This is a genomic window from Rhodococcus jostii RHA1 (assembly GCF_000014565.1).
Classification (GTDB): domain Bacteria; phylum Actinomycetota; class Actinomycetes; order Mycobacteriales; family Mycobacteriaceae; genus Rhodococcus_F; species Rhodococcus_F jostii_A.
In genome coordinates this window covers 7,412,583-7,435,980 of the sequence record NC_008268.1, presented here as the reverse complement: position 1 = coordinate 7,435,980, position 23,398 = coordinate 7,412,583, and the positions used below count along the sequence as shown (strand labels likewise).

Sequence of the window (23,398 nt, the reverse complement as noted above, 5' to 3'; positions counted from 1 at the left end):
CGCGGTCAGCCCACCGTCGCGAACTCCCCTGCCGCGGACCAGCGTTGCCGCTCGGCGGCGAACGCGACGGCCTGCTCGGCCCGGAAGTCGCCGATCGATTCGGCGTTGGCGGTAAGGAACTGCTGGTGCTCGGCGAGCGAGAACGTGCCCTCCGTGATCTCGATGCCGCCGCCGCGACCGGCCGCGACGTCGGATCGCAGGTCCATCAGCTCGTCCGGTTCGACGGGGTACCAGGAGATCCGGTCGAAGAAGCGCAGCAGCCACGGGGTGCCGTCCTCGAACGGTCCCGACCTCTCGGGATGCCGATGGTTCCACACCTGGGTGGTTCGGCCGACGAACTGGTAGCCGCCCGGGCCCTCCATTCCGTAGATGCACAGGTATGCGCCGCCGATACCGACCGCGTTCTCCGGCGTCCACGTGCGGGCCGGGTTGTACTTCGTGGTGACCAGCCGATGCCGCGGGTCGAGTGGTGTCGCGACGGGTGCGCCGAGGTAGACGTCTCCGAGCCCGAGCACCATGTACTCCGCTCCGTAGACCGTGTCGAAGACGTCGTCGACGCTGCCGAGCCCGTTCATGCGGCGGATGAACTCGATGTTCCACGGGCACCACGGTGCGTCGGAACGGACACCGTGCATGTAGCGCTGGATCGCCTCACGCGTCGAGGGGTCGTCCCACGACAGCGGCATCCGCACGGACCGGCTCGGCACCACGAGTTCGTTCGCCGCGGGCAGCGCGTCCTCCGCCTCGCCGAGCAGCCCCATGAGCTTAGGGATCGGCAGCACGTCGGGGTCGACCCGGACCTGCAGCGAGCGGATGCCCGGTGTCAGGTCGAGGAGCCCGGCGGGCTTCTCGACCTCGAGTCGCTGGTGCAACGCGTGGGCGCGGGCCCGCAGTGCCAGGTCGAGGGTCATGTCGCCGTATTCGACCAGGACGTTGTCGTCGCCGGACCGCCGGTACGTCACGGCGGTCTCGCCGTCGCGCCGGGCGATCACGCCGTCGTCGCGGTCGCCGGTGGTGGAGAAGACCGTCGAGTGCGCCGCCCGCCGCGCGGGACCCAGTGCCCGCGTGGACGCGGCCCGGTCGGCCCTGATCGGCACGAAGCGCACGGCATCGCCGGGCGCCAGTTGTCCGAGCTTCCAGCGTTCCGCCGCGACGACGGTGACGGGGCACACGAACCCACCGAGGCTCGGTCCGTCCGGGCCCAGGAGGATCGGGGTGTCCCCCGTGAAGTCCAGGGCACCGACCGAATACGCGTTGTCGTGAATGTTGGACGGATGCAGTCCGGCCTCGCCGCCGTCCGTGCGGGCCCAGTCGGGCTTGGGGCCGATCAACCGCACCCCGGTGCGGTCCGAGTTGAAGTGCACCTCGTAGTCGGTCCGGTACAGCGTGTCGATGTCGGCGCGGGTGAAGAACTCGGGTGCTCCGTGCGGGCCCTCGGTGACCGCGATCTCCCAGCGACGGCACAGGGCCGGAACGTATTCGGCGGGGACGGCGGCCGCGCGGGCGCCGGTGTGCTCGCCGACCGCGAGAACATCGCCCTGCCGCAGCGTGCGGCCCTGATGTCCGCCGAACTTGCCGAGCGTGAACGTCGAGGCGCTGCCGAGGAAGTCGTCGACGTCGAGCCCGCCCTGGACGAGTACGTAGATGCGGAGGCCGGGTCCTGCCACCTCGCCGATGTCCAGGACTGCGCCTGCCGGAACCCGTACCGGACGCCACTGCGCCTGCAGCACTCCGTCGACGGTGACCGGCGCGGGCGCGCCCGTCACACACACCACCGTGTCCTCGTCGAACTGCAGTGCGGGACCGGACATGGCGCATTCGATTCCGGCGGCGCCCTCGTCGTTGCCGAGCGCGGTGTTGCCGAGCCGGAACGACAGGTCGTCCATCGGCCCCGACGGCGGCACGCCGACGTGCCAGTACCCGGTCCGTCCGGGGAAGTCCTGCACCGTGGTGAGCATGCCGGGCCGGTGAACGGTGATCTTGGCGCTCATGCCTGCGCTCCCGTCGGCCGGGTCACGATCATCCGAACCGGGGTCGGGTCGAAACCGTTGCAGGGGTTGTTGATCTGCGGGCAATTGGACACCAGCACCAGCACGTCGCGCTCCGCGCGGAGCGCCAGGCGACGGCCGGGTGCGGACAGGCCGTCGACGATTCCGAGCGTGCCGTCGGCGTCGACGGGAACGTTCATGAAGAAGTTGATGTTCGACACCAGGTCCCGCTTGCCGATCCCCCACCGGGATCCTTCGGCGAGGAAGTTCTCGACGCAGGCGTGCTGATGCTTGGTGTGGTGGCCGTACCGCAGGGTGTTCGACTCCTGCGAGCAGGCGCCGCCCACCGTGTCGTGCGAGCCCACCTCGTCGGCGACGAGCGTCATCAGGGCGTCGTGATCGTCGGTGCGGAGGACACTTCCCGTGGTCAGGAACAGGTTTCGCTGCGCCGACACCGTCGCGGCGGCCGAGTAGCGTTGCCGGTGATCGTCGGCCGCGTAGATCAGGGTGTCCACGGCCTGGTTGCCGCACAGGTCGACGATGGTCAGGACGTCACCGGCCACGACGACGGCAGACCAGGGTCCGCGGGCGCCGACTTCCTCGTCCAGGATCACCGTTCCCGGTACCAGCGGTGCGGTCTCGATGGTGGTGGTCATGCCTGCTCCCGTCCCTGGCGCTGCGCTGCAGCCCAGACGTCTTCGGTGTTGAGAAAAGCTCGGTGGTACTCCGGGTCGGCGCCGACGGGCTCCGCCACGTCCACACCGGTCCAGGCGAGCATTTCGAGCGAGGTCGTGTCGTACGTCGGCGACGGATCGAGTGGGTGCGCCGTGTTGGCGATCAGGACGATCACCGGGAGGTGGATCACGAGGTCGACCGCGGTGTCCGCGCCGGCGGATCCGATGCTGCTCAGCGACCCGTCCTCCCCCACCCGCACCCCGTGGAAGAACGACAGTGACGGCGGCAGGTCGCGCCGCTCGAGTCCGTGCTTCGCCGCCGCCACGGTGAAGAGTTCACGACCCCCCGGGGATGCCGAATGCAGGCTGCCGTCACCGTATTTCGCGGTGTTCGAGGCGAGTGACGTGGTGCCGCAGAGGGCGTCGTGCCGCCCGGATCCGTCCGACACGAGCGTCGCGAGCACGCGCCCCTGATCGGAGAGCAGCGGATGTCCCGTGCCCAGGTACGCCTGCCACGGCACCTTCACGGTGTCGGCGACGTTGAGCCGCTCCCACGGCGCGTCGGCCCGGTACAGCAGCAGGTGGGCGCAGGCCCGGCCGGCGAGGTCACGCAGTCGCAGTCGTGTGCCGCGGCCCAGCACCTTCGTGGTGTACCGGCCACCGGGAACCGTCTCCGCCCACGTGAGCTGTGCCGGATCGATGTCGGACGGTGGGGTGGGCCAGGACGACGCCGGGACCACCGGCATCGAGTCGGTGACCACTCCTGACTGGGCACGCGCGTGTTCCTTCGCGGCACTGGTGGTCGAGGTGTCCACTGAGGTCATGTCAGGCTCCGATCGTGACGGGGTTGGGGGTCGTGCGGCCGCGCGGGAAGCACGCGAATCCGAGCGCGACCACGGCGGCGACGGTGACGGGGGCGGCCCACCGCAGGAGGGGGTAGTCGCCGCTGGGGTCGAAGATCTCGGCGCGCGGCCAGGACAGATTGACGACCATCAGCGCGCCGTAGCCGACGGCCAGGATGTTGACCGGAAGGCCGAACCGTCCGAGCGAGAACAGCTTCCGTCCGTCCGCGTCGACCTGCGGTCCTCCGTGCGGCCAGCCTTTCAGCCTGCGCAGCAGGAGCGGCACCGTGACCATCAGGTAGGCGAGGTAGATCAGGATGATGCAGACGCTCGAGAGGGTCGCGAAGATGGCGGAGTTCCCGACGTTGACAGCGAGAATCCCGATGCAGACCAGGCCGATCAGGACCGACGGCGCAATGGGTGTTCCGGTGCGGGTGTTCACCGTCGACAGAATCTGCGAGGCGGGCAGCCGTCCGTCGCGGGCCATCGAGAACACCAGCCTGGACGCCGCCGTCTGGATGGCCAGCGTGCAGACGAACACGGCGATCGCGACGTCGACGAGCAGGAGCGTGCCCCAGGGCGAGCTGAGAATCGACGAGAGCACGTACGGCAGGCCCTCGGCGGCGAGCCGGCCGTCGGTCAGGCTCGGTGCGGCCATCAGCGCGCCGATGATCATGAGCCCACCACCGAGCGCCGACACGGACAGCGCGAGGCGGATCGTGCGCGGAGCGACCCGGCGCGGGTTCCGTGTCTCCTCGGCGAGTTCGCCCGCGGAGCCGAATCCGACCATCACGTAGGCCGCCATCAGACCCGACACGATCCACGCCCACCCGTAGCCGGGTGACGCACCGGCCGTGCCCGTGTCGAACACGACCTCCGGCCCGCGCTGGGCGTGGGTGAGGAACATGCCGATCACCGCGATGACCCCGACGATCTCGCAGGTCACACCGATGTTGTTGATCCGGGACATCCAGTTGACGCCGATGCAGTTGATGAACGTGGTCAGCACGAGGAGGACCGAGCCGAGCAGCACCGCGTTGGCGGCGCCACTCGCGGACGTCAGCGTGCTGTCCTCACCGATGATCTGGAATCCGCTCCACACGTTGGGGAGCACGACCTGCAGGGCGATGGCCGCGGCGGACGCCGTCACCATCTGCGCGAGGATCATGAACCATCCGGCGAACCAGCCGACCACCTCGCCGCCCATCCGGCGTGACCACTGGTAGATCGCCCCCGAGATGGGGTACCGGGCGGCCAGTTCGGCGAAGTTGAGCGCCACCATGAACTGTCCGACGAACACCACCGGCCACGTCCAGAAGAAGGCGGGTCCGGCGAATCCGAATCCGAGCCCGAAGAGCTGGAAGATGGTGGTGAGGATGGAGACGAACGAGAAGCCGGCGGCGAACGACGCGAACTTACCCAGAGAACGGTGAAGTTGCTGCTCGTAGCCGAATTCGCCGAGGTCGCCCGTGTCGTCGACGCCGGTTCCGCCGGACGGGCGGGGAGGTGCGGCCGGCGCGGTCAGCACTTGCGCAGTCCTTGTGGGTGTACTCAAGGGCTTACTCCTTCGGCGAGAGCAATATCTGTCGCTCGATAGTTTTCTCGCGGAAGTGGCTCGGTGGGTGACGCCCGCGTATCCAGATCGCGGCCGGCCGTAACAGCATCGTTGCCTACGTTTCGGGAACATGACGAAACCCTCACTGCGGGTGGAGACCGTCGATTCCCGAGCGACCTGACATCATGGAGCGGTGACCACAGGGCCGGGACGACCCCGACTGACCAGTCAGCGCAGACCAGGGCAGACCACTCCCGAGGAGATACTCGACGCCGCCGGAGAGTTGTTCACCACCAAGGGTTTCGCGGCCACCTCGACCCGGCAGATCGCCGAGATGGTCGGTATCCGGCAGGCATCGCTCTACCACCATTTCCCCAACAAGGAGGAGATCCTGGCGGCGCTCCTCGAGGAGACGGTGTCACCCGCGCTCGCCGCCGCGGGGCGGCTCGCCGACGCCGCCGCGCCCGCCACGGTGCGCCTGCACGCGCTGGCCACCTACGACGTCACGCAACTCACCGCCACCAAATGGAATCTCGGTGCGCTGTATCTTCTTCCGGAACTGCTGACCGATCGATTCGAGCCGTTCCGCGCCCAGCGAACCCTGCTGCGCCGGCACTACCGGCAGCTGGCGGACCAGGCCCTCACGGAAATCACCGACGATTCGGGCGACACCTCCCCCGCCCTGACCGACCTGCCGTTCCGAATAGTCGAGAGCGCCATCGCAACCCGCGCCGACATCGAACGTGGACTACTTCCCGGGCCCGAGAACGAGGGTGCCGCCGGACTCCTCGCCGACGCCTGCCTACGCGCCCTCGGATGGACGAAGCCGATGGACGAAATCCGGGCGAAGTCGCGGGCACTGCTCGCCGAGACGGCGGGCGGAACACCCCTTCGCCTCTGACCGGAAAATGCTGAAGGTGAGTGGCAGGCATAGCATCCGGCGTAGCTTGCGGAGCCGGATCAGGTTGTGAAGGTATGGGTTTGGGTTAGGCGCGGGCGTGACGGTGACGCGGTAGCCGAGGGCGGCGAGCTGGGCGAGGTGGCTGCGAAGCTTGCGTTCGGTGTCGATGTAGCGGGTGTGGTAGTCGGCGCCGAGGTCGTGGAACCGGGCGTTTGCGTCGATCAGCAGATGCCAGACCACGACGAGGATGGAGCGGGCGACGGCGACGAGGGCTTTGAGCTTGCCTCGACGTTTGACTATTCGCCGGTAGCGTTCGCCGAGGAAGGTGTTTGTCTTGGCGGCTGCGGTGGCGGCCTCGCCGAGCACTCCCTTGAGGTAGGGGTTGCCCTTGCCGGTTCGGCCGCCGCGCTAGATCGGCCCGGACTGGATGGTGCGCGGGCACAGTTTCGCCCACGACACCAGGTGCGCGGGCGTGGGAATACTGTCATGTCCGGCCCGACCTCGGCGAGAATGATCTGCGCGGCGGCACGCCCGACGCCGGGAATTTCGTCGAGCCGCTCGATCGTGGTGAGCCCTGACTCGTCGCGCGCGGCGTCCTGGTCGTCGGACGGCACCGGGTCACTGCGCTCGTCGATGATGGTGACCAGCAGGTCGTCGATGCGGGTGGTGAGCCTGGCGATCTGTGCGTTGAGGGTGTCGATCTGGTCGAGCAGCATCCGGGCCAGCTCGGCGTGATGATCGTCGAACCGGCCGGTGAGCGCCTCGACCAGGGCGGCGTGCTTGGCTTTCATCGCGCCGCGGGCCAGACCGGCAAGCCGCCGCGGGTCACGTTCGCCCGCGATCCGTGCCTCCAGCATGTCGCGCACCGATAAGGTGTCCATACGAGAAGCCACCGACGGCACCTTTATCAGCGCGTCCTCGAGCAGTTTCTCGAGCCGTTGCCAATAGCGGGTGCGCTCGCGGGTCAGATCGATCCGCAGCCGGGTGTAGTCGCGCAGCTATCGGATCGGTTGCGGCGGGACGAAACTCGGACGCAGTAGACCTTTCTCGGTGAGTTTGGCTAGCCACACGGCGTCGAGCTTGTCCGTTTTCGGGCGCCCCGGCACGTTCTTCACATCGCGGGCGTTGACCAGCTGCACCGTCAACCCTGCCGATTCGAGCAGATAGAACCAGATCCGCCAGTAGTCCGACGTCGATTCAACGGTGATCTTCTCGATGCCCGCCGCCACCAGTTGCTCGCCGAGGTCCGTAATCGCGGCGGTTGTGGCCGGGGCGTCCCACACCGTGCTGGCCCGCCGGCCTGGTCGTCTCGGATCCGGTGTCCGGGTACATACCCTTCCCGAGGCCTTGGCCACGTCGATGGCACACACCCGCTCGACCACCAGTTCGTGCTCTGCATCGGGAATCTGTCGGCTGATCGGCACCTGCGCCGGGCACGGCCGCGCCGTCGGGATCTACGCCGAAAGACTGCTCGACGATCCGTTGCCCTGGATCTTCGATGCGGGCGGTCTACCGGCTGCTCGGGCTGGTCCGCCGCTACGGGCCCGGCCCGGTCGAGTCCGCATGTTCGACGGCGCTGGATCTGGATGTGGTGTCGGTGAGCAAGATCGCCTCGATGCTCGAACGCGCCACCGAGACCACCACGCCGCTGCTGCCGGCCGCCGGGTCGGCGGCACCGTCCCGGTTCACCCGCGACCCCGCCGAGTTCGCCACCGACAGGACCACACCTGCTACCACCGGGACCAGCATCGCCACCACCGGGACCAGCGTCGCCACTACCGGGACCGGTGTTGCCACCGAAAGGACCACCGTCGCCACTGCCGGGACCGGCGTCGCCACCGAGAGGACCGGGCATCTGACGGTGATCTCCGGCGGCAACACCGACACGAAGGAGACACGATGACCACCCCACCCGCCCCCGCGGGGCCGGTCGATCCGATCGGCGCCGACCTGATCGCCCTCCTCAAAACACTCAAACTCGGCGCCCTCAAGGACACCCTGCCCGAGCGACTCGCCCTGGCCCGCCAGCACCAGCTCAGCCACGTCGCGTTCCTGGAACTGCTCCTCGCCGACGAGGTATCCCGGCGGGAATCACGCTCGGCCACTTTACGGTCGGCGAAGGCCGGTCTGGATCAGTCGATGCGAATCGACACCTGGAACGCCCTCGACGACCTCCGCTACGACCGATCCCTGCTGTCGGATCTGGTTTCGCTGCGGTTCGCCGAGGCCGGCCACTCGGTCCTGGTTCTGGGACCGGTTGGGGTGGGCAAGACGCACCTGGCGACCGCCCTCGGGCACGTCGCGATCCGGCGCCGGATGACGGTGCTCTGCGCCCGCGCCGACAAGCTGTTCGCCCGTCTGCGCGCCGCCCGGCTCGGCCACTCGGTCGAGGCGGAGATGCGGCGCATCGCCACCGTCGATCTCCTGGTCCTCGACGATTTTGCGCTTCGGCCCCTGGACGCCACCGAGACCAACGACTTCTACGAGTTGGTCATGGAGCGCCACCGCCGCAAGGCGACGATCGTCAGCTCGAACAGGGAGTCCTCCAAAGCGCACAGGTTCGTGCGAACGTGTGCACGGTGACGCCTGAATTATCACAGGTCCGCGAGCAGGGTGGGATCGACGCGGTCGGCGAAGTAGGCCAGGACGCCCTCGGCGCTCATGCCGTAGGTGGTGGCAATCAGATTGGGATCGTGGCTGTTGGTCAAGGCCAGCAGTCGGGAGGCGCGCAGGGTGGAGATCGTGGTGTCGGCGGGGTCGAGGAGGTGGCCGAGGTAGGGCTGGGATGCCGGTGTCCGCCCGGATCGGGTGATCTTGGTGACGATGACGTGGGGATTGTGGGTGCCGGATCTGCGGTGCTCGAGGCATCGGGTCAGTGCGGCCCAGGTCGCCGGGTCGAGCGGGATCGGTTGTGGGCGGCGGCCGAGCCGAACCGTGCGGTGCTGGTGATCGATGTCGGCGAGCTGCAGGTGACGCAGTTCGTGCTGTGAGGCACCGTGGATCAACGCCATCAGGCCGACGAGGGCCTCGTTCGGCGCCACCTCGGTTGATGTGCACCAGCGCGTGAACAGTTCGCGCTGTCGCGAGCGCGGCAGGGTCCGTCCATGGAATCCGCGGGGCTTGCGCACGCGCAGCTCGGCGGTGGGATCGATCAGGATGAGCTTGCTGCGGCGAGCGAAGCGGAAGAAGTGGCGAAGTCCGCCCAGGCGGCCGCCGGCCGACGAGACCTCGGCGAGGTAGTTCTCGATCACGGCCTTGTCGACCTGCGCCCAGTCCTCGATTCCGCGTCCGACGAGATGGCATGACAGGTCCCGGATCTGGGCCAATCGCTTGTCGATGGTGGTGTCGGTGCGGGGTCGGGTCCCGGCGCGGCGGGCGCGGTCTCGTTCGTCGAGCATTGCGCGTTCGAACGCGGCGACGGCGGGCCGCAACGGTTCGGGCACGGCCTGCACGCGTCGCGCCCAGCGGCCGGCCGCGAGCCGCTGCGACTGGTCGGTGGGCAGGGCAAGAGCGCGGGCGGTGAAGAAGTCCTCGAGCGTCTTCGCGAGCGACCCGATCGAGCGGCCGGGGATGCGGGCCCGGTCGAGTAAGGTCTGCGGCATTGCCCGTGGCTCGGTGCGCAGCAGTGCCCCGAGCTGACTCACCAGACGTGTCGCCTGCCCCGGACAGTACCGATCTGCAACGTGGATGGTGAAGTCCCACAGCCAATTCGGCGGATCATCCAGTTCGGCGAGGAGGTGTTCGGCGCGGGTGTAGGGGCGTTGGGGGCGGCGTTGCCAGCAGCGGTTGCACAGCCTCGCCCCGCCGCCGCGGATCACGCGCCCGCATTCGGTGCATGCGGCGGCCGGCTTCGGCGCCGACCCCGGGTGTGAGCACGGTCCGCACCAACCGGTGTGTTCGCGTAAGTAGCCGTCGCGGCCGCAACGCGGACAGCGTCGGCGGGCGGCGGCGAGGTCGTGACGGCGGCGGCACCGCAGGCACCGGGTCTCGCCCTTGCGGCGCACGACGGCACCGCAGTCGTGGCAGGTGCGCGAACACGACCGGCATCGCCCGGTGTCCGGACTCAAGACCCGCTCGATCCCGCAACGGGGACACGGCGACTTCGCCGCAGCGGCGACCGCGTTGCGCCAGCACCGGCAGCACAAATCGCGGCCGAGTCGGCCCCGCGGCCGACCGCAGCGGGTGCAGTCCCCGACTTTCGTCGTCACACCGGCGGCATCGACCGGCCGCCGACTCGCCGCGCCGCGGGCTCCGATGCTGTCGGCGCCGAGGGCTCGGCGGGGACCCGATCGGGCGTGGTGTCGAGGTCGAACAGGTCGTTCGGGGTGCAGTCGAGCGCAGCGCACAACGCCAGTAGCGTGCTGAGCTTGATCTGCGAGGGTTCCTTGGTGAACAACGCCGACACCGACGCCGACGACAGCTCGAGTCCGCCGCGTTCGGCGAGCAGACGGCGCAGCTGGGTGCCGGTCCATACTTCCCGTTGCGCCGCGGCCATCCGCAGTTTCCATCTAATGTGCATCATCATCTCCCTGCAGGAACGCGACGGTGTCGGACACCGCGCTGCGGTAGGCGTCCTCGATGAACGTCTCCGACGGACGGACGTACCGCATCGTCGATCCCACCGTCCAGTGCCCTAACATCTGTTGTATCGCAACGAGATCGACTCCTCGTTCGTAGTTGTGGGTGGCGCATGCCCGGCGCAGCGCGTGCGGGCTGAACCGGTCCGCCGGCGAGCAGTGCTCGAGATCCTGCAGATACCGCAGACGGTTGCGGATCGTGCCTCGGGCCATCGCACCACCACTCTGATCGCAGAACAACACCGCCGATTCCGGCAACTTCGGTCGTACATCCTCGAGATACCACCGCACCACCAGATCGAGGTGGTCGAGCATCGGAACCCACCGCGGCCGCGGCCCGGAGGTGCGGGCACCCTTGCCGAACCGCACATGCAACTTCCCGAACGGGCCCCGCCCGAAGTAGACGTCCGCGATCTCGAGTTTGGACGCCTCATCGGAGCGCAACCCGGCGTGATACAAGGTCCGGAACAGCGCATAATCCCGGGCCGCTGGCGCGTACTTGCGAGCCGAGCCGATCCGTTCCTTGAGGAAGTCGAAGAAGACGGCCACCCGACTCACGCTCGGAGGTGGAAGCAGCCTCGGTGAATCGTCACCGACATGACGGCTCGCATTGAACTCGTCGATCGGGTTCGTCAACCGCACCCCGAACATCGCCTCGATCACCCCGGCGCGGCGGGTGATCAGGAACCGGTGAAAACTGCTCAGCGCCTGCACATATCTGCGTCGAGTCGACGCCAGCAAGCCGTCCGCGGCCATCGCTCCGACCACTCGATCGACATCGTCGGCGGTGGCCTCCCACACCGGTTTGCCCAGCGCCGCCAGCATCCGCTCGAGCTCACCTGTCTCGTTCTCGATGGTCACCGCGCTGAAGCCTCGGACCACCCGCGAGGTCACGAACGCCTCGACGCATTCGAGTTGAAAGGTCAGCGGATCGGTCGACGCGTGGGCGACCTCGACCGTCCTGCCCTGCACCACACGAAATGTGTGACTCATACCACATAGGTTAAGGCCACCTTGCTCGTCAAGGTGGTACCGACACGAATGGAATCCCACCTCGAAAACAGTGGACTCCCCAAACCGGGCTGAATGACCAGCTCGCAGGCAATTTCCGAGAGAACGAACGTATGCCACTTCCAATCGAGTGGCTGTCGATGACCACCGATGCCCTGCTCGCGCAGTCGGCGATCGATCGGCTCACCTCCGCGGCACACACCCTCGTCATCGAGGGACCGTCCTACCGGCAACGCACCCGCCCCGGGCGTGGTGCCATTGACAGTTCAGAAGGCGAGGTCGATGCTCGATGACACCTTCGGGTGGTCCCATGCTCGTGGCAACGAGGTGGTCCCATCACCCTGGCAAGCGACACAAGTCCGCCCACAACCGTTCCAGATCGGCCGGCCGTGGCCAGAACGGCCACGCCATACCGTGGCACCATCACGGGCCAGCGTTGTCTGACGCTCGGCCCGGACAGCCACGTCGATCCCCAACGTCAATGCCATCGTCATTGCTCCTGTCGGTCCACATCCCTGTTCACCAGGTGACTCACCATCGCGGCCACGGCCCAGACATTCTCTAAGCAGGAGTCCACGCCTACCGGCCGGCTCCCAGTTCCCGAACAAGGACACCGCTCGACCAGACACCGAGCCCGCAGACGACCACTCAAAAAGCCAGGGATCACCAGGTGTCCCGGTCGGACGTTCGGCCCGCCTGCGGACTCCCCCCGAGGCTAAATTGAGGCTGCCCCCTTGGAGTGGACACCCCTGACAATGGTTCTAGGAGAGCCAGGAGGGATGTCGAGGTGGGACGCCAGTCTCTGTACACGGAGGAATTCCGGAAAGACGCGGTCGCGTTGTACCGCGCGGCCGACGGTAAACGCACGTACGCGGATGTGGCCGCGGATGTGGGCGTCAGTGGCGAGACGCTACGGACGTGGGTCCGCAAGGACACCGCCGCCCGTAACGCGCGCTCGCAGGACCGCAGTACCGGCGCCGACGGGACCGAGGCGGACGAGCTCGCGCGGCTGCGCGCGGAGAACGCGCGGCTGCGCGGTGCGGAAAAGGAATGGCAGCTCGAACGCGAGATTCTGCGCCGGGCAGCCGCGTATTTCGCAAAGGAGGTGAAGTGAAGACCCGCCGCTGGGACTTCATCTCCGACCATCGCGCCGAGTTCGGCGTGCAGCGGCTGTGCCGGGCGCTCGGGACCTCCCGTTCCGCCTACTACAAGCACCTGATCACGGAGCCGGCCCGAATCGAGCGGCAGGCCGAGGAAGCCGCGACAGTCGCCGAGATCCGCGCAATCCATACCGAGCACCGGAGCGCCTACGGCGCCCCGCGGGTTCACGCCGAACTCCGCTCCCGCGGACGCAAGATCAACCGCAAACGGGTGACCCGGCTGATGCGAATCCACCACGTGGTGGGCAGGCACCTGCGCCGCAGCAAGCGCACGACCATCGCGGACAAGTCGGCTCCGTCGGTGCCGGATCTGGTGATGCGAGACTTCACCGCTACGGCTGTCGATACCAAGTGGTGTGGGGACATCACCTACATCCCGGTGGGATCCTCGTGGTTGTTCTTGGCCACGGTGATCGACATCTGCTCACGCCGGGTGGTGGGCTGGTCGATCGCTGACCACATGCGCACCGAGCTCGTCACGGACGCGATCGAGATGGCGGTGCGCACCCGCGGTGGTGACGTCGGTGGCGTTATCTTCCACAGCGATCGCGGATCACAGTACACCGCAGCATCTTTCGTCGATGTCTGCCGCCGTCATGGGATTCAGCAAAGTCGAGGACGGGTCGGGTCAAGTTACGATAATGCTCTCGCCGAGTCGTTCTTCCAAGGACTCAAGAGGGAGTGGCTGCACGGACGGAGTTGGACGTCGAAGTCGCAGGCACGGCTGGAGCTGTTCGAGTGGCTCTCGTACTTCAATCGACGTCGCCGTCACTCCGCCCTCGGATACCTCACCCCAGTGGAGTTCGAACAACGACTCATCGCGTCGTCTACGCTGTCAGTTGCCGCATGAAATCCGGTGTCCACTCTCAAGGGGCAACCTCAAAATGTCGGAGGTCGGCGTTACTGTCGAGGTCTTACGCACCCGGTTGCCACATGTACTGGTGGGAGGGTTGATGGATGACGTAACGGCGGTGCCGGCATCGTTGTCCGGCGTGGTTTCTGGGCGCTCTGGTCGCCACGGAATCAACGACGGGGTCTCCACGACGCCGCGGCAGTTCGCGTTCACCACCCGCGCCCACGTGGCGGTCGACGACGCGACCGGTGAGCGGATCGGCCTCGATGACGTCGACACCCGGGTGGGGTGGCTGCTCGATCTGATTGCAGGTGCTGGCGCCGAGTTGGTGTCGCGGCTGTGGCGGCCGGCGACGTTCGACGTGCTCGCCGCCGGCCGTGACCGCCAGGACCGCAGGCTGCCCGCACAGGGTCATGTCGCCGCGGCGCGGCTCGGCTGGGATCCGTCCTATCCGGACGGGGTCTATGTGCCGTCGCGGGTGAGCCGGGTGGTGACCGCGCAGGTGCTGGCCACCCTGCGGACCCTGACCTACCGGGACACCGCGATCGCGGCACTGTCGACCCGATTCGACCCGGCCACCGGTCGTCTGACCGCACCCACCGAGCCGGGCGACTCTGTGCCCTCGGGTTTCGCTCGGGGTGTGCGGCGCCAGCTCGCCGCACGCGCCCGCTCCAGTGGCGGGGCACCGGCCGGCCGGTTGCGGATCACCGACCTGCAGGGACCACCGCAGATCGCGGCCATGGCCCGACTGTCGGCCACCGATCGGCAGCTCGCGCAGCTTGCCGTCACCGTCGCAGAGCATGAGCTGGTGTTGACGGTGAAGCTGCCGACCTGTCCCGCGCCGGTGGGGCGGGCGCAGTGGCGGCGGGTGCGGCTGACCGCGGCCATCCCCGCGCACCTGTGCGGCCGGCCTGTCATCGATTGGCCTCTGCCGATCCTGGTCCTCGACCACCGGGGTCTGTTGTGGCGGTGCGCCGCCACCGAACTCGTCCCGGCAGGCGACCTGGACTCGGCCGCGGTCGCGGTGGGGGTGGATTGGTCCCCGTCCACGCTCGGTGCCGCCGCCATCACCACCGACAGCCCGGAGGGGCTGGTGTCGGATTACCGGGGCTTCACCTACGACGACCGCGGCCTCGGAATCAAACTGGCGCGCCTGCAGGCCGAGGGGCAGCTGCTGCACGCCAAGGCCGCCCGGCTGACCCGGCTGGCCGCCACCGCCCCACCGGAGGTCCGCGCCCAGCTGGAGGCGAAGATCGCCGTCCTCGACGAACACCGCACCGCGGTGGGTGCCAAGCGGGGGAAGATCAACCGGGAACTCGCCTTCCACTTCGCCCGCCAGGTCACCGACTACGCCACCACCGCGGGAGCGCAGGTGATCGCGGTGGAAGATCTCAGCACCCTCGAGACCCGCGGACACGGGCGGGTCAACAACAACCGGGCCGCGCAGTCCGCCCGCCGCCAAGCGGTCGCCGCCCTCGCGCACACCGCCACCGGTGCCGGCATCACGGTGGTCTCGGTGCCCGCCCGAGGATCGTCCGCATGGTGTCCGGGCTGCGACGAACCACTTGCCCGTCCCGGCGGGTACCACACCGCGTGGTGCCCGGGCTGCCGGGTCGGCGGCAACCGCGACCACCTCGCGGGGGTGAACCTGGCCAAACGCGCGCTCCTCGGCAAGAACAACGTCACCCGCCGGCGGGGGCAGCTGCCCGCGGTCCGGGTCGCCGAGCACGCGCCGATACGCAGGTGCCGCGACAAAACCGGTCCGACCCCGAGCAGGCCCCGGCATCGCCGGGTCCGCCGCAGCCTGCCCACCGCACCACGGCGGTTGGGGGTGAATCCGAAACAGCATGTTCCTGCACCACAAGCGTCGGTGTGGGACACGGTCCAACCCACACCACCGCACGGTGATACGGGTAGCCGTGACACACGTCCATCTCAGGCGCCCGCCACACCAGTGGCAGACAGTCCGAGATCTACGTAGACGCTCAGTCGAGCGGCACGGAACGAGCGAACGCGGCACCGGAGATCTCGAGCACCCAGACGTCCGCCGCGTCCACGCCGCGGGGCAACGCGAACCTCATGACTACCTCGGAGTCGTTCGCAGCTACTGCGTTACCGCCGCGCCGATTGTGATGACTCCACCCGGGCAGGCAATGCTGCTCGCGTCCGCGGCCACGCACCTCAAGGCGGCCATCGGTATCGTGACGCAGACGCGCACCGAACTGAACGAACAGACCCTCACGATGAACGGACTGGCTGCGCCCGGTCCGGTACCGCCGCCCCTGTGCCCGGAGCCGTATCGGGAGCCGCACCGACGTCACCGTTCGCCATCGCGTCCAGCGTGATCGAGGGTGTGGGCAACGATGATCTCCACCTTCACCGACAGCCTCGGCGACGTGGTGTCGGCGAGCACCCAGGCGGCGAGTGTCTCCTCGTCCGACCTGCCTGCCGACGCCCCGTCGGCGAAATCCGCCGTCGTTCCCGCACATGGGGCAGCGGGCGCAGTTCCGGGTGCGGTGGGCATCGCCGGCGGCGCGGGCATCGGCGTGTACGGTGGCGGCGTGGGCGGAAGCGTCTCCGCGGGTGGCGGTTCCGTACCTCGCGGAACGGTCACCGTGCCGGTTGTGCCCCGGTGATACCGGGACCACTCCGAAACAGTGCGCCGCTCCGGCCGCCACCTCGTCACCTGGCGGGCCCATGGGCGGCGCCGGGATGGCCGGCGCCGGGCGTGGGGGCGACGACCAGCTGAGCGGCCGGTCCACACCCAGCTACCTCGTCAACGCCGGCGAGAACAACGCGTGCGTCGGCGACCTCCCGATGGTCGTGCCCGCCGTGATCGGCGGCGAGGATCTCGACGACAGTCCGTTCGGCGACCGGAGCTGATCGCTCAGTCGAGGAGCGCTGCCACCTCGTGATCGGTGAGCGTGGTGGTGGGCACGCGGCCTTCCGAACGCACCAGTTCCACGGCCCGGAACAGGGGGCGTTCGGGAAGGGCCGCGCCGCGCGCTTCCGCGCGTAGTTGCTCGATGAGCACCGACGCGATCGCGGCTGCCGGCACCAGTTCGCTCGTCGTCAGGGCGTCGGCCAGCCTGCGGAGCCCGAGGATCTCGAGTTCACGGCCGCCGTCGGTCGTGTAGAGGGCGAGCGGTATCGCGAGGCTCCCGTCGGGGTCCGTGATCCGGACGCTCACCTCGCTGACGCGAGCCGAACGGACCACCAGTTCCGCTGCGACCGCCCTCGTGACGTCGACGTGCCTGCTGCGCAGCCCACCCGTGGACCGGATTCGCCCGGTCTGCAGTGTGATGCGTCGCCGCAACGTGAGGAGAGCGGACGCGGCGGTCGGGACCGCGATCACGGCCCCGACCGTCACACCGACCCACACGGGCCCGAAGAACCCGACGAGGACGCCGACCACCACACCGATCAGCATGGCGATCGCCGCGACCCGTTTGAGCCGTGGTGCGATCAACTCGATCGGAACGAGGTCGAGTGACACCGGCGCGGTGTCGTCACGCGCCAAGGATGGCTCCGACGCGTGCGACGACGTCCGCCGAGGAGACCGATTCCTGATCGCCGGTGGCGAGATTCTTGATTCCCACCGTCCCGTCGGCGATGTCGCGGTCGCCGAGCACGAGTGCCAGCGCGGCGCCGGATCTGTCGGCGGCCTTCATCGCGCCCTTCACCCCGCGGTTGCCGTACGCGAGGTCGACTCGAATCCCCTGGGCGCGCAACTGCTGAGCGATCACCACCAGCTTCGCCTTCGCCTCCTCGCCCAGGGGTACGCCGAAGACCTCACAGCGGGCGGTCGAGCCTGCGGTCTTGCCCTCGGCAGCGAGCGCGAGGACGGTCCGGTCGACGCCGAGCCCGAAACCGATGCCGGACAACGGCTGACCGCCGAGCTGCGCCATCAGGCCGTCGTACCGTCCGCCGCCGCCGATACCCGACTGCGCACCGAGACCGTCGTGGACGAATTCGAACGTCGTCTTCGTGTAGTAGTCGAGGCCGCGGACCATTCGCGGGTTCACCACGTACGGCACACTCAGCGCGTCGAGGTGTGCGAGGACCTCGTCGAAGTGCGCCTTCGCCGTGTCCGAGAGGTGGTCGAGCATGAGCGGTGCATCCGCCGTCATCTCGCGCACCTCCTTGCGCTTGTCGTCGAGAACCCGCAGCGGGTTGATCTCCGCCCGCCGACGCGTCTCCTCGTCGAGGGGAAGGGCGAACAGGAACTCCTGCAACCGTTCCCGGTACTGCGGCCGGCACGTGTCGTCACCGAGGGACGTGATCTCCAACCGGAACCCGTCGAGGCCGAGGCCCCGGAACCCCGCGTCGGCGATGGCGATGACCTCGGCGTCGAGGGCGGGGTCGTCGACGCCGATGGCCTCCACCCCGACCTGCTGCAGCTGGCGGTAACGACCGGCCTGCGGTCGCTCGTAGCGGAAGAACGGTCCGGCGTAGCTCAGCTTCACCGGCAACTGGCCGCGGTCCAGGCCGTGTTCGATCACGGCCCGCATGACGCCCGCCGTGCCCTCGGGCCGCAGGGTCACCGAACGATCACCGCGGTCGGCGAACGTGTACATCTCCTTGCTGACGACGTCGGTGGACTCGCCGACCCCGCGGGCGAACAGCCCGGTGTCCTCGAAGATGGGAAGTTCGATGTGGCCGTATCCGGCCAGTCGCGCAGCGCGCGTGAGTCCGTCACGGACCGCGACGAACTCGGACGACTGCGGCGGGACGTAATCGGGGACGCCCTTGGGGGCGGAGAAGGTGCTGGCTTTGCTCACTGTCGTTACTTTTCCTTATTTCGATCCCGAGAGTCCAACGAGGAACGGGTTCGACCCACGTTCGGCGCCGACGGTGCTCGACCCGCCGTGCCCGGGGAGAACCGCCGTGTCGTCGGCGAGGATCAGAAGCTTGTCGGCGATGGACTGCAGCAACTGTTCGTGGTTGCCGCCGGGCAGGTCGCTGCGACCGATCGACCCCTGGAACAGGGTGTCACCGGTGAGGGCGATCTCGACCGGACCGTTCTCGGTGGCGACCCGGGTCCGGAAGACCACGGACCCCTGTGTGTGCCCCGGGGTGTGGTCGACGGCGAACGACATCCCGGCCTGCTCGATCACGTCGCCGTCGGCGAGCGCGATCACCTCGCCGGGCTCGACGAACGTCATGCCCTCGATGAACGGCTTCATCGTCGGGCCGATGCCGCGGCCGGGATCCGACAGCATGTACCGGTCCTCGGGATGGATGTACGCGGGGATCCCGAACTTCTCGCAGACGTCGTAGGCGTTCCAGACGTGGTCGAGGTGACCGTGGGTCAGGAGCACCGCGGTCGGCGTGAGATTCGACTGTTCCAGAAACTCGAACAGCGGTTCGGCGGCGTCCTGTCCTGGGTCGACGACGACGCATTCCTGGGCATCGTCCTGCGCGAGGATGTAGCAGTTGGTCTGAAACATCCCGGCCGGGAATCCTGTGACGAGCACCTGTGAGGCTCCTGTTCGAGTGGACATTGCAGTCGCTACAGCCTAAGCCGCCGCCCCGCCAGGATGTTCTCAGGTTCGGATGGCAGACTCTGGAGGTCGTGTGCCGGGGGTAGTTTGCACCGACCAACTGCTATATCGACCGACTGCCAGACAGACCGATACGGGAGGACCACCGCAGTGCCGAGCAACGAGCAGCGCCGGGAAGCAGCCAAACGAAAGCTCGAGCGTCAGCTCGAACGCCGCGCCGACAGAGCACGCAAGCGTAAGCAGCTGACGATCGCCGGTTCGGTGCTCGGTGTCGTGCTCGTGGTGGCGGCGGGCGCCGTCGTCTTCGCCCTCACCAGCGGCGACGACGACGCGACGGAAGCGTCGGCGGCCGAGTCGGTGTCGGCGTCGCCGCAGTCGCCCGGTGTGATGCCGGCGGGCCGGTCCGAACCGCTACCCGAGAAGGTGTCCTGCACGTACACCCCCAGCACTCAGCCGCCGGCGAAGCAGGTGAACCCGCCGCGCACCGACGACATCGACACCACGCTGCAGGAAGTCAGCGTCAGCATGCAGACGACGCAGGGAAACATCGGCCTGATCCTGGACAACGCCGACTCCCCGTGCACCGTCAACAACTTCCTGAGCCTGGCGAGCCAGAACTACTTCGACAACACCCCGTGCCACCGGCTCGTCACGTCCGAGGGGTTGAAGGTCCTGCAGTGCGGTGATCCCACGGGCGCAGGCACCGGCGGCCCCGGTTACGGCTTCGCGAACGAATTCCCCACCGACCAGTACGAGGAGTCGGATCCGTCGCTGCAGGTGCCGGTGACGTACCCGCGCGGCACCATCGCGATGGCCAACAGCGGCCAGCCCGACAGCAACGGCAGCCAGTTCTTCCTCGTCTACGCCGATTCGCAGCTGCCCCCGCAGTACACCGCGTTCGGGAAGGTCGACGAGACGGGCCTGGCGACCATCGAGAAGGTGGCGGCGGCCGGTGACGACGGATCGATGCAGGCGGGCGGCGGCAAGCCCAACCTGCCCATCGACATCACGTCCGTCCGGATGGACTGAGGTCTCGTGTGAGGATGGACCGATGAAACGCACCTCGATCCTCGTCGCAGGCGTGAGCCTCGCGGTCCTCCTCGCCGGCTGTTCGGATTCGTCCGACTCCGGCGGCTCGTCGACCGGCACCTCATCGAAGGCGGCCACCACGAGCGCGGCGGAACAGTCGCTCGATCTGTCCAGGTTCGGCACGCTGCCGCCGGTCCCGGCACCGGCCGCGGCCACCGTGGACTGCGCCTATCCGGCAGGGCAGCCCGCTGCCAAGGACGTCACGCCGCCGCCCACGTCCGGGGTCTCCACCGAGGGCACCGTCCCGGTCGACCTCCAGACGAGCTCCGGACCGATCGGCCTGGTCCTCGACCGTGCCGAGGCCCCGTGCACGGTCAACAGCTTCACGAGCCTCGCCCAGCAGGGCTACTTCGACGACACACCCTGCCACCGGCTGACGACGGAGCTGGGACTGCAGGTCCTGCAGTGCGGTGATCCCAGCGGGAAGGGCACCGGCGGACCGGGCTACGGCTTCACCACCGAGTACCCGGAGACGGCGTTCGCGCCGAACGATCCGGCACTCGCGAATCCGGTGGTCTACCCCCGCGGCACGGTCGCGATGGCGAACAGCGGGACCCCCGGCAGTAACGGCAGCCAGTTCTTCCTCGTCTACGCCGACTCGGTGCTCCCGCCCAACTACACCGTGTTCGGGACGATCTCCGAGGAGGGCCTCGCGACGGTCGAGAAGATCGCGGCGGACGGCGACGACGGATCCATGTCCGCGGGCGGCGGCAAGCCCAACACCCCGGTGCAGATCGAGACCGCGAAGGTCGGCTGACGCCCTCCCCCGGCTACACGAACGGGACGGTCGTTCGAACTGATCGAACGACCGTCCTGTTCGGCGTTGCTACGCGGCGGACGTCACCCGGTACACGTCGTACACGCCCTCGACGTTGCGGACCACGTTCAGCACGTGCCCGAGATGCTTCGGGTCGCCCATCTCGAACGTGAACTTGCTGATCGCCACCCGGTCGCCGGACGTCGTCACGGACGCCGACAGGATGTTGACCTTCTCGTCGGCGAGCGCCTTCGTCACGTCCGACAGCAGCCGGTGCCGATCGAGCGCCTCGATCTGGATGGCCACCAGGAACACCGACGACGGCGACGGCGCCCACTTGACCGCGATGATGCGCTCGGACTGCTCCTGCAGGGAGCCCGCGTTGGTGCAGTCGGTGCGGTGCACGCTGACCGCGCCGCCCCGGGTCACGAAGCCCATGATCTCGTCGCCGGGAACGGGTGTGCAGCACTTGGCCAGCTTGGCGACCGTGCCCTCCGCGCCGGGAACCAGCACACCCGCGTCGCCGGTGCTCCGCGGCCGCATCGGCATCGTGGACGGAGTCGACCGCTCGGCCAGCTCCTCCTCGACGTCGCCGACGCCGCCCAGGTGGGCCACCAGACGCTGGACGACGTGCTGCGCCGACACGTGGCTCTCACCGACAGCCGTGTACAGCATCGACACGTCGGTGTAGTGCAGTTCGTGCGCGATGGACGCCATCGATTCGGCGTTCATCAGGCGCTGCAGCGGCAGCCCGACCCGCCGCACCTCCTTCGCGATGGCGTCCTTGCCCGCCTCGAGCGCCTCCTCACGGCGTTCCTTGGCGAACCATTGCCGGATCTTCGTCTTGGCGCGTGGGGAGACGACGAACGTCTGCCAGTCGCGGCTCGGGCCTGCGTTGACGGCCTTGGAGGTGAAGACCTCCACCACCTCGCCGTTCTCGAGCTTGCGTTCGAGCGCCACCAGCCTGCCGTTGACCCGGGCGCCGATACATCGGTGCCCGACCTCCGTGTGCACGGCGTACGCGAAGTCGACGGGTGTCGACCCGGCGGGCAGCGTCACCACGTCGCCCTTGGGTGTGAAGACGAAGATCTCCTTGACCGCGAGGTCGTAGCGGAGCGACTCGAGGAACTCCCCCGGGTCGGCGGCCTCACGCTGCCAGTCGAGGAGCTGACGCATCCACGCCATGTCGTCGACCTCGGCAACGTCACCGGAGTGCCTGCCCTTGCTCTCCTTGTACCGCCAGTGCGCGGCGATACCGAACTCGGCGGTCCGGTGCATGTCGTGGGTGCGGATCTGCACCTCGAGCGGTTTGCCCTCGGGTCCGACCACCGTGGTGTGCAGCGACTGGTACACGCCGTAACGCGGCTGTGCGATGTAGTCCTTGAACCGGCCCGCCATCGGCTGCCACAGCGAATGGACGACGCCGACGGCCGCGTAGCAGTCGCGGACCTCGTCGCACAGGATCCGCACACCGACCAGGTCGTGGATGTCGTCGAAGTCGCGGCCCTTGACGATCATCTTCTGGTAGATCGACCAGTAGTGCTTGGGCCTGCCCTCGACGACGGCGTTGATGCGCGACGCCGTCAGGGTCGCGTTGATCTCCGCACGCACCTTCGCGAGGTAGGTGTCGCGGGACGGCGCCCGATCGGCGACGAGCCGCACGATTTCGTCGTACTTCTTGGGATGCAGGATCGCGAAGGACAGGTCCTCGAGTTCCCACTTCACGGTCGCCATGCCCAGCCGGTGGGCCAGAGGTGCGATTACCTCGAGGGTTTCGCGGGCCTTGCGGGCCTGCTTCTCGGGCGGCAGGAACCGCATGGTCCGCATGTTGTGGAGCCGGTCGGCGACCTTGATCACCAGCACACGGGGGTCGCGGGCCATCGCGATGATCATCTTGCGGATGGTCTCGCCCTCGGCGGCGTTGCCGAGCACCACCTTGTCGAGTTTGGTGACGCCGTCGACGAGGTGGGCGACCTCTTCGCCGAACTCGTCGGTCAACTGCTCGAGGGAATACCCGGTGTCTTCGACGGTGTCGTGGAGCAGGGCCGCGACCAGCGTGGTCGTGTCCATTCCCAGTTCCGCGAGGATGCTGGCGACGGCGAGCGGATGCGTGATATACGGGTCGCCCGACTTGCGGCGCTGGCTCGCGTGCCGCTCCTCCGCGACGTCGTAGGCGCGCTGCAGCAGCGCCAGGTCCGCCTTGGGATAGAGCTCACGATGCAGGCTGACGAGAGGTTCGAGAACCGGCCGGATGGTCGTGTTCCGTTGACCCGTGATGCGCCGGGCGAGTCGCGCTCGTACCCGGCGCGATGCGGACGCCGGAACGGCGAATCCCTGTGCTCCACGGTTGTTACCGGAAGCCGGGTTCGCTGCAGGTGACTCGGCATCGGATTGCGCAGACGAGGTTGATCCCGTGTTCTGCGACCGATCAAGATTCGAAGTCATGCCGTCACCTCCTACCACTGAAATGGCTCGGGCCGTGCGGCC

Annotated in this window: 20 protein-coding genes and 2 pseudogenes; 10 read left to right on the top strand and 12 right to left on the bottom strand. The window is 68.2% G+C overall.

Features of this window, described 5'->3' with window-relative positions; genetic code table 11:
- Positions 1–5: 5 nt before the first annotated feature.
- From RHA1_RS33860 to RHA1_RS33845, 4 genes are read right to left on the bottom strand one after another with little or no spacing between them, the layout of a single operon-like run.
- On the bottom strand, positions 6–1,991 hold the full coding sequence (locus tag RHA1_RS33860) for a 5-oxoprolinase/urea amidolyase family protein (protein WP_011598659.1): 1,986 nt from the start codon (positions 1,989–1,991) through the stop codon (positions 6–8).
- Positions 1,988–2,644, bottom strand: coding sequence for an urea amidolyase associated protein UAAP2 (locus tag RHA1_RS33855; RefSeq protein WP_011598658.1), 657 nt, complete (start codon positions 2,642–2,644; stop codon positions 1,988–1,990). Before RHA1_RS33855 ends, RHA1_RS33860 begins: the two co-directional genes overlap by 4 nt.
- Positions 2,641–3,486 (bottom strand): urea amidolyase associated protein UAAP1, encoded by an 846-nt coding sequence (locus tag RHA1_RS33850; protein ID WP_011598657.1) that lies wholly within the window; start codon positions 3,484–3,486, stop codon positions 2,641–2,643. The genes RHA1_RS33855 and RHA1_RS33850 overlap by 4 nt, the downstream gene beginning before the upstream one ends.
- 1 nt (position 3,487) lies before the next feature.
- Positions 3,488–5,032, bottom strand: a complete 1,545-nt coding sequence (locus tag RHA1_RS33845; RefSeq protein WP_041812240.1) for an amino acid permease — start codon at positions 5,030–5,032, stop codon at positions 3,488–3,490.
- A gap of 220 nt (positions 5,033–5,252) precedes the next feature.
- Here RHA1_RS33845 and RHA1_RS33840 point away from each other — a divergent pair, with 220 nt between their 5' ends.
- Positions 5,253–5,960, top strand: coding sequence for a TetR/AcrR family transcriptional regulator (locus RHA1_RS33840; protein WP_009480158.1), 708 nt, complete (start codon positions 5,253–5,255; stop codon positions 5,958–5,960).
- A gap of 117 nt (positions 5,961–6,077) precedes the next feature.
- Here RHA1_RS33840 and RHA1_RS53680 read toward each other — a convergent pair.
- Positions 6,078–7,384 (bottom strand): annotated as a pseudogene (locus tag RHA1_RS53680) (IS110 family RNA-guided transposase); the annotation flags it as partial.
- Between the two features lie 74 nt (positions 7,385–7,458).
- On the opposite strand from RHA1_RS53680, the gene RHA1_RS53295 reads away from it, so the two are divergent.
- Complete coding sequence (locus RHA1_RS53295) at positions 7,459–7,863, top strand: hypothetical protein (RefSeq protein WP_011598653.1); 405 nt, start codon at positions 7,459–7,461, stop codon at positions 7,861–7,863.
- Positions 7,860–8,543 (top strand): ATP-binding protein, encoded by a 684-nt coding sequence (locus RHA1_RS33820; protein ID WP_011598652.1) that lies wholly within the window; start codon positions 7,860–7,862, stop codon positions 8,541–8,543. The genes RHA1_RS53295 and RHA1_RS33820 overlap by 4 nt, the downstream gene beginning before the upstream one ends.
- Positions 8,544–8,554: 11 nt before the next feature.
- Here RHA1_RS33820 and RHA1_RS33815 read toward each other — a convergent pair whose 3' ends face one another.
- The 3 genes from RHA1_RS33815 to RHA1_RS33805 all read right to left on the bottom strand — a co-directional run bounded on the left by RHA1_RS33815 (position 8,555) and on the right by RHA1_RS33805 (position 11,530).
- Positions 8,555–9,778, bottom strand: coding sequence for a site-specific integrase (locus RHA1_RS33815; RefSeq protein ID WP_237726984.1), 1,224 nt, complete (start codon positions 9,776–9,778; stop codon positions 8,555–8,557).
- A gap of 386 nt (positions 9,779–10,164) precedes the next feature.
- Positions 10,165–10,479: a helix-turn-helix domain-containing protein gene (locus RHA1_RS33810; RefSeq protein WP_011593923.1), complete on the bottom strand. Its 315-nt coding sequence runs from the start codon at positions 10,477–10,479 to the stop codon at positions 10,165–10,167.
- Positions 10,469–11,530, bottom strand: a complete 1,062-nt coding sequence (locus tag RHA1_RS33805) for a tyrosine-type recombinase/integrase (protein WP_011593924.1) — start codon at positions 11,528–11,530, stop codon at positions 10,469–10,471. Before RHA1_RS33805 ends, RHA1_RS33810 begins: the two co-directional genes overlap by 11 nt.
- A 140-nt stretch (positions 11,531–11,670) precedes the next feature.
- On the opposite strand from RHA1_RS33805, the pseudogene RHA1_RS33800 reads away from it, so the two are divergent.
- The 5 genes and pseudogenes from RHA1_RS33800 to RHA1_RS33770 form a co-directional block, all read left to right on the top strand.
- Positions 11,671–11,841 (top strand): annotated as a pseudogene (locus tag RHA1_RS33800) (ATP-binding protein); the annotation flags it as partial.
- 494 nt (positions 11,842–12,335) lie between these two features.
- A protein-coding gene (locus tag RHA1_RS33790; RefSeq protein ID WP_085996104.1) for an IS3-like element ISRhosp1 family transposase occupies positions 12,336–13,558 on the top strand; the annotation gives its coding sequence in 2 pieces (ribosomal slippage) (positions 12,336–12,591 and positions 12,591–13,558; 1,224 coding nt in all).
- A 103-nt stretch (positions 13,559–13,661) separates the two neighbouring features.
- Positions 13,662–15,542, top strand: coding sequence for a zinc ribbon domain-containing protein (locus RHA1_RS33785; protein WP_011598648.1), 1,881 nt, complete (start codon positions 13,662–13,664; stop codon positions 15,540–15,542).
- A 382-nt stretch (positions 15,543–15,924) separates the two neighbouring features.
- Complete coding sequence (locus RHA1_RS33775) at positions 15,925–16,197, top strand: hypothetical protein (protein WP_009480149.1); 273 nt, start codon at positions 15,925–15,927, stop codon at positions 16,195–16,197.
- 61 nt (positions 16,198–16,258) lie between these two features.
- Complete coding sequence (locus tag RHA1_RS33770; RefSeq protein ID WP_016880154.1) at positions 16,259–16,444, top strand: hypothetical protein; 186 nt, start codon at positions 16,259–16,261, stop codon at positions 16,442–16,444.
- A 4-nt stretch (positions 16,445–16,448) separates the two neighbouring features.
- Here RHA1_RS33770 and RHA1_RS33765 read toward each other — a convergent pair whose 3' ends face one another.
- From RHA1_RS33765 to RHA1_RS33755, 3 genes are read right to left on the bottom strand one after another with little or no spacing between them, the layout of a single operon-like run.
- Positions 16,449–17,081: a hypothetical protein gene (locus tag RHA1_RS33765; RefSeq protein ID WP_009480147.1), complete on the bottom strand. Its 633-nt coding sequence runs from the start codon at positions 17,079–17,081 to the stop codon at positions 16,449–16,451.
- Positions 17,071–18,342: a histidine--tRNA ligase gene (gene hisS, locus RHA1_RS33760; protein ID WP_011598646.1), complete on the bottom strand. Its 1,272-nt coding sequence runs from the start codon at positions 18,340–18,342 to the stop codon at positions 17,071–17,073. The genes RHA1_RS33765 and hisS overlap by 11 nt, the downstream gene beginning before the upstream one ends.
- Before the next feature lie 15 nt (positions 18,343–18,357).
- Complete coding sequence (locus RHA1_RS33755; RefSeq protein ID WP_029537560.1) at positions 18,358–19,038, bottom strand: MBL fold metallo-hydrolase; 681 nt, start codon at positions 19,036–19,038, stop codon at positions 18,358–18,360.
- A gap of 177 nt (positions 19,039–19,215) precedes the next feature.
- On the opposite strand from RHA1_RS33755, the gene RHA1_RS33750 reads away from it, so the two are divergent.
- Positions 19,216–20,094, top strand: a complete 879-nt coding sequence (locus tag RHA1_RS33750) for a peptidylprolyl isomerase (protein ID WP_011598644.1) — start codon at positions 19,216–19,218, stop codon at positions 20,092–20,094.
- A gap of 22 nt (positions 20,095–20,116) precedes the next feature.
- Positions 20,117–20,911 carry a peptidylprolyl isomerase gene (locus RHA1_RS33745; RefSeq protein ID WP_011598643.1) on the top strand — a complete coding sequence of 265 codons (795 nt, stop codon included), beginning with the start codon at positions 20,117–20,119 and terminating at the stop codon, positions 20,909–20,911.
- A 69-nt stretch (positions 20,912–20,980) separates the two neighbouring features.
- Here RHA1_RS33745 and RHA1_RS33740 read toward each other — a convergent pair whose 3' ends face one another.
- Positions 20,981–23,356 carry a RelA/SpoT family protein gene (locus RHA1_RS33740; RefSeq protein ID WP_011598642.1) on the bottom strand — a complete coding sequence of 792 codons (2,376 nt, stop codon included), beginning with the start codon at positions 23,354–23,356 and terminating at the stop codon, positions 20,981–20,983.
- Between the last annotated feature and the right edge of the window lie 42 nt (positions 23,357–23,398).